The sequence below is a fragment of the Nocardioides ureilyticus genome (assembly GCF_051280745.1).
Classification (GTDB): domain Bacteria; phylum Actinomycetota; class Actinomycetes; order Propionibacteriales; family Nocardioidaceae; genus Nocardioides.
In genome coordinates this window covers 37127-46821 of sequence record NZ_JBNCOG010000030.1, presented here as the reverse complement: position 1 = coordinate 46821, position 9695 = coordinate 37127, and the positions used below count along the sequence as shown (strand labels likewise).

The 9695-nt window shown below is 73.4% G+C and carries 10 protein-coding genes and 1 tRNA gene; 4 read left to right on the top strand and 7 right to left on the bottom strand.

Annotation, left to right across the window (positions count from 1 at the left end; genetic code table 11):
* Nucleotides 1-437 precede the first annotated feature (437 nt).
* Nucleotides 438-929 carry a YajQ family cyclic di-GMP-binding protein gene (locus ACSMHG_RS15500; RefSeq protein ID WP_435746703.1) on the bottom strand — a complete coding sequence of 164 codons (492 nt, stop codon included), beginning with the start codon at nt 927-929 and terminating at the stop codon, nt 438-440.
* A 95-nt stretch (nt 930-1024) separates the two neighbouring features.
* Here ACSMHG_RS15500 and ACSMHG_RS15495 point away from each other — a divergent pair.
* Nucleotides 1025-1107 (top strand) — tRNA-Tyr (locus ACSMHG_RS15495).
* A 60-nt stretch (nt 1108-1167) separates the two neighbouring features.
* Here ACSMHG_RS15495 and ACSMHG_RS15490 read toward each other — a convergent pair.
* From ACSMHG_RS15490 to ACSMHG_RS15465, 6 genes are all read right to left on the bottom strand, one after another.
* Complete coding sequence (locus ACSMHG_RS15490; protein WP_435746701.1) at nt 1168-2670, bottom strand: carbohydrate-binding domain-containing protein; 1503 nt, start codon at nt 2668-2670, stop codon at nt 1168-1170.
* A complete protein-coding gene (locus ACSMHG_RS15485) occupies nt 2667-3458 on the bottom strand; it encodes a polyphosphate polymerase domain-containing protein (protein WP_435746699.1) in 792 nt (263 codons plus the stop codon). The genes ACSMHG_RS15490 and ACSMHG_RS15485 overlap by 4 nt, the downstream gene beginning before the upstream one ends.
* Complete coding sequence (locus ACSMHG_RS15480) at nt 3455-4060, bottom strand: DUF4956 domain-containing protein (protein WP_435746697.1); 606 nt, start codon at nt 4058-4060, stop codon at nt 3455-3457. Before ACSMHG_RS15480 ends, ACSMHG_RS15485 begins: the two co-directional genes overlap by 4 nt.
* Before the next feature lie 150 nt (nt 4061-4210).
* On the bottom strand, nt 4211-4699 hold the full coding sequence (locus tag ACSMHG_RS15475) for a nitroreductase family deazaflavin-dependent oxidoreductase (RefSeq protein ID WP_435746695.1): 489 nt from the start codon (nt 4697-4699) through the stop codon (nt 4211-4213).
* Nucleotides 4700-4730: 31 nt separating this feature from the next.
* A complete protein-coding gene (locus ACSMHG_RS15470) occupies nt 4731-5894 on the bottom strand; it encodes a fumarylacetoacetate hydrolase family protein (protein ID WP_435746693.1) in 1164 nt (387 codons plus the stop codon).
* Entirely contained in the window at nt 5891-6718 is an 828-nt protein-coding gene (locus ACSMHG_RS15465; RefSeq protein WP_435746707.1) for a hypothetical protein, read from the bottom strand. Before ACSMHG_RS15465 ends, ACSMHG_RS15470 begins: the two co-directional genes overlap by 4 nt.
* Nucleotides 6719-6792: 74 nt before the next feature.
* Between ACSMHG_RS15465 and ACSMHG_RS15460 the strand changes: the two genes are divergently transcribed.
* From ACSMHG_RS15460 to ACSMHG_RS15450, 3 genes are read left to right on the top strand one after another with little or no spacing between them, the layout of a single operon-like run.
* Complete coding sequence (locus ACSMHG_RS15460) at nt 6793-8001, top strand: homogentisate 1,2-dioxygenase (RefSeq protein ID WP_435746691.1); 1209 nt, start codon at nt 6793-6795, stop codon at nt 7999-8001.
* A gap of 50 nt (nt 8002-8051) precedes the next feature.
* Entirely contained in the window at nt 8052-9104 is a 1053-nt protein-coding gene (locus ACSMHG_RS15455) for a pirin family protein (protein ID WP_435746689.1), read from the top strand.
* Nucleotides 9101-9682, top strand: a complete 582-nt coding sequence (locus tag ACSMHG_RS15450; protein WP_435746687.1) for a DNA-3-methyladenine glycosylase I — start codon at nt 9101-9103, stop codon at nt 9680-9682. Before ACSMHG_RS15455 ends, ACSMHG_RS15450 begins: the two co-directional genes overlap by 4 nt.
* Nucleotides 9683-9695 lie beyond the last annotated feature (13 nt).

Sequence of the window (9695 nt, the reverse complement as noted above, 5' to 3'; positions counted from 1 at the left end):
CCTGGGGCGCCCGGATCTCGGCCGGGAAGTTGGGCAGGGTCGCGAGGTCGTTGCCGAACGACGCCGACTCCTGGGTGAACCGGTCGCCGGTCAGCTGCATGCCGTCGCCGGAGTCCCCGGCGAACCGGATGATCACCCGGTCGAGCTGCTTGACCTGCTTCTGTGGCTGGCTGGACAACGCGCGCCCACTTCCCTCGTGCGTATGCGGACGATGCCCGTCCGTTGATCGGTCGATCGTACGTCGACCGGGTCGAAACTGGAACCTGTTCTAGTTTCCCGATGATGGGTCGACCCGTCCACGATAGAGAGAGAACAAGCGCAGCCGGAGCCGTCTTCCCTGCCGGACCCCCGGCGGCCGTGTGGTGGTCGACACAGCGGCCCGGATCGGGGCCCGCCCCGGCGACGACGCGCGTCAACGGTGAGCCCAGCGGTGGGCGTCAGCGGTAGTTGGTGAACTGCACCGCGAAGTCGTAGTCCTGCTGCTTGACCAGTGCCTGGACGGCCTGCAGGTCGTCGCGCTTCTTCGACGACACGCGCAGCTCGTCGCCCTGGATCTGGGCCTTCACGCCCTTGGGGCCCTCGTCGCGGATCAGCTTGGAGATCTTCTTGGCGTCCTCGGAGCTGATCCCCTCCTTGAGGGCGATCGTGATCTTGGACTGCTGCCCCGACTGGCGCGGCTCGGAGGCGTCGAGGATCTTCAGGCTCTGCTGGCGCTTGACCAGCTTGTCCTTGAAGACGTCGAGGACGGCGGACGCCCGATCGTCGGCCGAGGCCGAGATCTCGATGACCTGCTCGCCGGACCACTCGATGGTCGCGCCGGTGCCCTTGAAGTCGAACCGGGTCGCGACCTCCCGGGCGGTCTGGCCGAGGGCGTTGTCGACCTCCTGGCGGTCGAGCTTGCTGACGATGTCGAACGACGAGTCGGCCATCTGGGAGCCCTCCATGACGTTTTTCGCTGCGGTGGTGACTGCGCTATTGTTCCGTCCCGTCGTCGCAGGGTCCACACGGCCCCGGCGCGGCACCCGGCAGGTTGCCCGAGCGGCCAATGGGAGCGGACTGTAAATCCGTCGGCTTTTGCCTTCGAAGGTTCGAATCCTTCACCTGCCACTGGACGAAGCTCCAGGCATCGGACCCCCGCCTCGCGCGGGGGTCCGCTGCGTTCGGCCCTCAGCTGGCGTCGCCGGGTGGCATCCCAGGGCGCCCGCCGGAGCCCCCGGGACCACCGCCGAAGCCGCCCGACGACGGGACTGCCGCCGCGACCGTGCCGGACTCGGTGAGCCCGTCGACGGAGGCGGGGGACGTCTCCGCCGTACCGGTCCAGACGGTGTAGCTCGAGCCCTCCACCAGCGCCTCGTCGGCCACGAGGAGGGAGCTCGCATCGACGTCCGTCACGATGCTGGCCACCACGTCCCCGCCGGCGTCGGTGAGGCTGACCCGGGTGCCCGCGGTGACCGCGGAGGCCAGCGTGACCACGGCCGACGCGTCGAGCGTCCCGTTGACGTCCAGCGCCCCGCTGCCACCGCCACCGCCGCCCCCGGCGGTGGCGACGGCCACCGTGCCACCGGTGATGCTGGCCGAGCCGTTGGAGTCGATGCCGTCCGAACCCGCCGTGACCTGGACGGTGCCGCCCGTGACGTCCACCGTCACTCCGTCCTCGACCTGCTCGCTGCCGCCGGCGGTCGAGCCGCTGGTGGCGTTGAGGCCGTCGTCGTCCGCGGCGACCGAGACGGTGCCGCCGGCGATCCGGATGACCGCAGCCTCGAGACCCTCGCCCGAGCGCGGCACGGTGAGCGAGCCGCCGGCGACGTAGATCGCCCCGGTGGCGTCGATGCCGTCGGACGTGCCGGAGACGGTGAGGTCTCCTCCGTCGACGAGGACCCACCCCAGCTCTCCGGCCGTGTCGCTGTCGGACTTGAGCCCGTCGCCGCCGGCCTCGACGGTGGTCTCGCCGTCCTCGACGACGAGGTAGTCCTTGCCGCGGATGCCGTCGTCGACGGCGTCGACGGTGATGGTGCCGCCGAGGACGACCAGGCCGTCCTTGGTGGCGATCCCGTCGTTGCTGAGGCCGTGGACGGTGAGTGCACCGGTGCCGCCGACGGTGAGGTCGGCCATGGAGAACAGCGTCGCCGTCGGGGCGTCGTCCTCGTCGTCGTCGGCTGCGGATGCCTCCGCGTCCGACAGCGTGTTCCGGCTGCCGTCGGCGAGGACCACGACGACCTCGTCGGCGGCGGTGACGACCAGCGGCGAGCTGTCGAGCGAGGTGAGGTCCACGCCGTCCAGCACGAGCACGACCTTGCCGTCGCCCGAGCTGTCGACGACGACCTGGCCGTCGGCGAGGCTGCCGGACAGCACGTACGTCCCGGCGGCGCTGATCCGCACCACGTCGCCGTCCACGTCGGCCCCGGCGCCGTCCACGGTGGTCGACCCGTCGGCCAGGGCCACGGTCGTCGCGGTGGCAGCGTCGTGCTCGAGGTCGTTGCTGTCGGCGTGGGTGTCGTCCAGCGTGGGCAGGGTGGCGGAGACGCTGCTCGCGTCCACCGCCGTCGTGGTGCCGGAGGAGGTCGTGGTGCCGCCGGTCAGCGTGGTGCCTGCGCTCGAGCAGGCGCCGAGGCTGACGAGCAGGAGGGTGGAGGTGGCCGCGGCGATGCGGCGGCGCAGCGTGGTCTTCATCGTCGACTGATCCAGTTCTGGTGAGGGTTCGGGTGCACGTGGAGGTGGCGGACCAACGCGTCGTGCCACTTGAGCGGAGGCAGGGTCTGGTCGAGGGCGGCCATGCCGGCGCCGTACTTCGACAGGCGCACCGGGCGGTGGCCGCGACGCCACAGCGACCGGTCGACGACCGAGGGGGTCGAACCACCCTTGGTCTCGATGATGGCCAGGCTCGGTCGGTCGAGGTCGCGGCCGTGGACGAGCGACGTCCAGCCCAGCTCGGTGTCGATCGTGACCCGGGCCGAGGCCCCGGGCAGCAACAGCGTCGTGCGTTGGTACGAGGTGGCCAGGACCGGGTGCAGGTCGGGGACGACGCCGGTGCCGACGAGCGCTGCGACCAGGGCCGCCCCCTCGACGGTGAGCCCGGCGTCGCCGGGGTCGGGGTGGGCGACGCGGTGCTTCAGCGTCCGCCCGCGCGCGCCGGCGGTCTTCACCTCCAGCCAGCTGCCCCCGGTGTCGAGGTAGCGCCGGCCCCGCACCTTCCAACGGCCGCGCCGCGACCGTCCCGAACCGAGGTAGCTCTGCAGGTCCGGGGTGTCGAGGTAGGTGGAGAGGTAGCCGAACTCGCGGCGGCCGTCGATCTCGAGGACCCGGGTCTCCCGAGGCAGGTGGTCGAGCATGTCGTCCAGGTCGCGGCGCGCGACGACGTACTTGCGGTCCACGCGGGCCAGCAGCTCGGCTTCCTCGACGAGGTCGTCGAGCGTGACCGCGGGCAGTCGGTCGACCGAGGCGATGGTCGGCGCGCTCACCCGACCAGCTCCACGCCTCGTGCCGGCCCCTCGCTGCGAGCCGTCGCTCCCCGGACCGGCTCGTGTGGGCGGTGGCGGACGTCGACGAGGGTCGTGTCGTTGACCAGGTCCAGCCGCACCACCTTGGTGGAGGCGACCGTGGTCTCGAGCAGTGCCTCCACGTGCGCGACCAGCGACCGCTGGTCGGCGTGGGCCCGATCGAGGAGGAGCTGCTGCGACCGGGTCCGCGGGGCGACGCGGGGGTGGTCGCCGACCCCCACCGCGACCAGCACGGCCACCATGAGCAGCAGGTCGACGAGGGTCGTGGCGGCGCCCAGTCCTCCGAGCAGGCCGAGCGTCAAGGAGGCGAAGTAGTAGGCGATCTCGTGCTGCGCCAGCTCCTCCGAGCGCAACCTGATGATCGAGAGGATGCCGAACAGGCCGAGCCCCAGGCCGGCGCCCACGGTGCTCGAGCTGAGGGCCGAGGCGACGGCCAGGACACCGATGTTGGTCGTCAGGAAGGCGACGACCAGCTCCGGTCGGTGGTGCCGGGGCATGAAGAGGGCGAAGACGAGGACGCCGATGGCGGCCAGGTCGGCGAGGTAGGCGACGTACGAAGGCATCAGGCTGGGGCTTCCGGTGGACGACGGGTGAACGACACCCATCAAGCCCGTGCCGGTTGTGTGTCCGGCTCCCTGCGCCTGTGACCCTCCTGTGGATCTTCCCGGTGCGCCTGCGCGCGGGGTGGCGGGTCGTCGACCGGCCCGCGGCGCTCAGGCCGCCGTCAGCAGGAAGACGGGGATCGTCCGGTCGGTGCGGGCCTCGTACGTCGCGTAGTTCGGCCAGGTCCGCAGCATCACCTGCCACGCCGCCGCCCGCTCCTCGCCCTCGAGCTCCCGCCAGCCGACCACGGCCTCCCGGCCGTCCGTGACGATCCGGGCCCGGGGTTCCGTGGCGCCGGTCGGGTCGGTCGCCCGCAGGTTGTGGACCCACGCCGGCATCGTGGGGTCGCCGAAGTACGAGCCGGCGACCAGCCAGCCGCCCTCGTGCGGCACGCACAGCAGCGGGGTGGCCCGGGGGACGCCGGAGCGGCGGCCGGGCACGACCAGGGTGAGGTTCGGCAGGCCGGCGAGGTCCAGGACGCTCACCCGGCCGCGGGTCAGCCGCTGCAGCCGGGTGTCGGCCCACACCACCTGGGGCAGGAGCTTCGGCATCCACGGCTGGGCGCCGAGGCGCACGGCGAGCGGGGTGAGCAGGCCCATGGCGGGAGCCTAGGGGCTGAGGCCGGCCCGATCAGTCGACCCGCGCCGGCTCCACCCGTCCCCGGACCTCGCCCAGGGTGATCCGGCCGCCGCCCGTGCCCGGTGCCGAGTAGCGCAGGACGACCTCGGCCCCGTCGTCGAGGAACCGCTCCCCCCACCACAGCTCGAGCAGGGACCCGCGCTGGTCCTCGGCGGGCCCGCTGATCGTGCCGGAGGCGAAGAGGTCACCGGTGCGGACCGACGCGCCGTTGGCGGTGAGGTGGGCCAGCATCTGGGTGGGCGACCAGTACATCGTGCGGTACGGCGGGCGGCTGACGACCTCGCCGTCGAGCTCGACCTCCACGTCGATGTCGAGGCCCCGGACCTGGCCGGGACCGAGGTAGGCCAGCGGTGTCGGCTCCTGGGCCGGCAGGTCGCACCACGCCGCCTCCAGCGCCGCGACGGGCGTCACCCAGTGGCTGATCGTGGTGGCGAACGACTTGCCGAGGAAGGGGCCGAGCGGGACGTACTCCCACGCCTGCAGGTCGCGCGCGGACCAGTCGTTGAGGCCGACCACGCCGAAGACGTGCTCGCCGAACGCGGCGTACGGCACCGGGTCGCCGAGGGAGGAGGGGGTGCCGACGACGAATCCCAGCTCCGCCTCGATGTCGAGCCGCTCGGTGGGCCCGTACGTCGGGACCGCACGTCCGTCGCTGGTCGAGCCTGTCGAGCGTTGTGCTGAGCCTGTCGAAGTGACCACTTGGCCGCGGGGTCGCACCACCGGTGTGCCGCTGGGCACGACGGTGCCGGCGCGGCCGTGGTAGCCGACGGGCAGGTGCTTCCAGTTCGGCAGCAGCGGCTCGGAGTCCGGGCGCAGGATCCGCCCGACGTTCGTGGCGTGGTGCTCGGAGGCGTAGAAGTCGACGTAGTCGGCGACCTCGAACGGCAGGTGCAGCTCCACGTCGGCCAGCGGCAGGGTCTCGGCCCCCGCCTCCAGCAGCGAGCGCGCCTCCTCCCGGGTCTGCCGCCAGACCTCCGGCCCGAGCGCCATCAGGGCGTTGAGCGAGGGGGTCGCGAGCTCGGGGCGGCCGGTGCTCGCGGCGAGGTCGAGGACGCGGTCGCCGTGGCGGACGCCGACGCGGCGGGCGCCGCCGGCGACGGAGAAGACGCCGTAGGGGAGGTGGTCGAGGCCGAAGCCGGAGTGGGGGTCGGTCACAGCAGGCCCAGTACCCGCAGGTCCTCCAGCGGCTCGCTGACGCTGCAGGAGCCGAAGGAGGTGAACCAGCGGCGGGCTCCGGCCAGCTCGGCCGGCCCGGGTGCTGCGTCCGGGTCGAGCGCCCGGTCCTCCAGGGTCGCCACCACCTCGTCGGCCGCCGCGCCGTCGAAGGCGCGGCGGGTCGCGGCCAGGACGTTGAGGAAGCCGTGGTGCTCGAAGCCGTCCTCGCCGGTGTGCCGGCGGGCCCGGTGCAGTCCCGCCGTGCACTTGAACGGCGTCTCGCGGTCCAGCGCCGCGTCGATCCAGGCGGCGAGGGTGGGTGCGTCGGGGAATTGGTGCGCCTCGGTGCCGCCGGTGCGCAGCTTGAGCCGGAGCTCGGCGGCGGCCACCTCGTCGGCCGCGGCCAGCCAGGAGTACGTCGGCTGCTCGGGCGGCAGCTCGACGAGGACCGGGACCTCCTCGGCCAGGACGCCCTCCGCGCGGGCCGCGTCGACGGCGGCCACCACCCGGCGGGCGTTGCCGGCCAGGTCGTCGAGGTCTCGGAGCGCGACCTCGAGCCCGGCCAGGGTGAGGCCCCGCTTCGCGCACAGTGCGGCCGGGCCGGCGAGCTGGCCGGCGCCGCCGCCCACCACGACGGAGACCGGGCCCGAGAAGCCCGCCGGCAGGGCGGGCAGGTCGGTGTCGCGGACGACGAAGGAGCCGACGAGCTCCGCGGCCTCGCCGGCGCGCTCGTCGTAGGCGCGGGCGGCGGGGGCGAGCTCTGCGTCGCCGGGCGGGAAGATCGCCGCGTCGTCGACCAGACCGGTCCAGAAGCGTTCCGTCATCACCCGCGTCACGATAACGTCGAGGTCCTCAGCGGACAGGAGTGTCCGACTATCGGAGAGTAGCGGGAGGAGTCATGGCGTACTACCGCTGCGTGGGGGACGTGCCGCGCACCCGCCACACCCAGCACCGGGACCCGCAGGGCCGCCTGTACCGCGAGGAGCTGATGGGGGAGGAGGGCTTCTCCTCGGACTCCTCGCTGCTCTACCACCGTGGCGTGCCCTCGGCGATCGTCGCCTCCGAGGTGTGGGAGCTGCCGGACCAGGCCCGGCACGCCAACCACCCGCTCCGGCCGCGGCACCTGCGCCTGCACGAGCTGTCCACCGGCCCGGACGCGGTCACCGACCGCCGGCTGGTCCTCGGCAACCACGACGTCCGGCTGGCCTACGTCGTCACCGGCACGGCGCCGTCGGCGTACTACCGCAACGCGATCGGCGACGAGTGCGTCTTCGTCGAGGCCGGCAGCGGCGTCGTCGAGACGGTGTTCGGCGTGCTGCCGTACCGGGCCGGCGACTACGTGCTCGTGCCCCGGGCGACCACGCACCGCTGGCGACCGGCGGAGCCCTCGCGGCTCTACTGCATCGAGGCCAGCGGCCACGTGGCTCCGCCGCGGCGCTACCTCTCGCGCTACGGCCAGCTGCTCGAGCACGCGCCGTACTCCGAGCGCGACCTGCACGGCCCGACCGAGCCGCTCGTCGTCGAGGGCGGCGACGGGGGAGGCGGGGGAGACGGGGGAGATGGCGTCGAGGTGCTGGTCAAGCACCGCACCTCCGCCGGCATCGTGGGCAGCCGGCTGGTGCACGACACCCATCCGTTCGACGTCGTCGGCTGGGACGGCTGCCTCTACCCGTACACGTTCAACGTCGAGGACTTCATGCCGATCACCGGCAAGGTGCACCAGCCGCCGCCGGTCCACCAGGTCTTCGAGGGGCACAACTTCGTCGTCTGCAACTTCCTGCCGCGCAAGGTCGACTACCACGAGCTGGCCGTGCCGGTGCCGTACTACCACTCCAACGTCGACAGCGACGAGGTGATGTTCTACGTCGCCGGGGACTACGAGGCGCGCAAGGGCTCGGGCATCGGGCTCGGGTCGATCTCGTTGCACCCCGGCGGGCACCCGCACGGCCCGCAGCCGGAGGCCATCGAGGCGTCGCTGGGCGCGGAGCGGTTCGAGGAGTCGGCGGTCATGGTCGACACCTTCGCCCCGCTGGAGCTCGGCGAGGGCGGGCTCGCCTGCGAGGACCCGGCATACGCCTGGAGCTGGGCGGGCGGCCCGCGCACCTAGCCGCGGTGTCGGAGCCCGCGTGCGGCTCGGTCTCGCGCCATGATGGTGTGGTGACGAACCCCGAGCGCGACCCCGCGGTCCACCACTGCGCCAGCGGCCCGGCGGAGGACGTCAGCGTGCTGGCGCCGCGGGAGGTGCCCCTGGGCGGCCCGCGGGCGATGACGGTGCGTCGCACGCTGCCCTCGCGGGCGCGCTCGCTCATCGGCGCCTGGTGCTTCCTGGACCACTACGGCCCCGACGACGTCGCCGAGACGGGCGGCATGGTGGTGCCCCCGCATCCCCACACCGGCCTGCAGACGGTCAGCTGGCTCTTCACCGGCGAGGTCGAGCACCGCGACAGCGCGGGGAACGTCGCGACCGTCCGACCCGGCGAGCTCAACCTGATGACCGCCGGCCGCGGCATCAGCCACTCGGAGGTCTCCACGCCCACCACCAGCGTCCTGCACGGGGCCCAGCTGTGGGTCGCCCTGCCCGACGCCGACCGGGACGCCGACCCCGGGTTCGCCCACCACGTCCCCGAGCCGGTGACGGGTGAGGGGTGGACCGCACGGGTCTTCCTGGGCTCCCTGCTGGGCAGCACCTCGCCCCTCCCGACGTACACCCCGCTCCTCGGGGCCGAGCTGCTCCTCGACCCGGGCGCGAGCCTGGTCCTCGACGTCGACCCGGCCTTCGAGCACGGCGTCCTCGTCGACGCAGGCGAGGTGGAGGTCGCCGGGCGTGCGGTGGCGGCAGCCGAGCTCGGGCACGTGCCGCCCGGCCACGACCGGCTCGAGCTGCGGGCGGCGGACCGCCCGACCCGCCTGCTGCTCCTGGGCGGCGAGCCCTTCGGCGAGCAGATCGTCATGTGGTGGAACTTCGTGGGGCGCACCCACGAGGAGGTCGTCGCCTTCCGCGAGGCCTGGCAGGAGCAGGTCCGCGACGGTGACCGGTCGGTCCACCCCGACGACGCCGGCGGCCTCCACGAGCGGCCGGCGCAGCCGCAGGGGGTCGTCGCGCGGGGCACCGACGTGCGCCCCGGCCGGTTCGGGGTCGTGGCCGGTCAGGAGCTCCCGCCGATCCCCGCCCCGCCGCTGCCCCACGCCCGGCTGCGGAGCCGGGGGTGACCGGGCCCGTCGTGGGCGAGGACGGTCTCGCCCGCTGCCCCTGGGCAGGTGGCCCGGGCCTGCTGCGCGACTACCACGACCACGAGTGGGGCCGGCGGGTCTCCGGCGAGTCCGCCTACCTGGAGCGGCTCACCCTCGAGGCGTTCCAGTCCGGGCTCTCCTGGGTGACCATCCTGCGCAAGCGCGAGGCCTTCCGGGCGGCGTTCGTGGGCTTCGACGCCGACGTCGTCGCGGCGTACGACGACGACGACCGTGCCCGGCTGATGGCCGACGCCGGGATCGTCCGCAACCGGCTCAAGGTGGACGCCGCCGTCACCAACGCGCGGGCCACGGTGGCGCTGCGGGGAGCGAGCGACGTGGACGGCCTCGAGGGGCTGGTCCTCTCCTTCGCGCCGGAGACCTCTCCCGCGCCTGCGACCACCGACGAGGTCCCCACCACGTCCCCGGAGTCGGTGGCGCTGTCGAAGGAGCTCAAGCGCCGGGGCTTCGTGTTCGTCGGGCCCACCACGATGCACGCCCTGCTGGAGGCGGTCGGCCTGCTCGACCCGCACCTGCTCGGGTGCCACCGCCGCGGCTGAGGGCAGGATGCGC

Coding starts and splice junctions, on each gene's coding strand:
- ACSMHG_RS15460 (WP_435746691.1), top strand. CDS start 6,793: ATGGCGTACTACCGCTGCGTGGGGGACGTGCCGCGCACCCGCCACACC.
- ACSMHG_RS15465 (WP_435746707.1), bottom strand. CDS start 6,718: ATGACGGAACGCTTCTGGACCGGTCTGGTCGACGACGCGGCGATCTTC.
- ACSMHG_RS15475 (WP_435746695.1), bottom strand. CDS start 4,699: ATGGGCCTGCTCACCCCGCTCGCCGTGCGCCTCGGCGCCCAGCCGTGG.
- ACSMHG_RS15480 (WP_435746697.1), bottom strand. CDS start 4,060: ATGCCTTCGTACGTCGCCTACCTCGCCGACCTGGCCGCCATCGGCGTC.
- ACSMHG_RS15500 (WP_435746703.1), bottom strand. CDS start 929: ATGGCCGACTCGTCGTTCGACATCGTCAGCAAGCTCGACCGCCAGGAG.
- ACSMHG_RS15490 (WP_435746701.1), bottom strand. CDS start 2,670: ATGAAGACCACGCTGCGCCGCCGCATCGCCGCGGCCACCTCCACCCTC.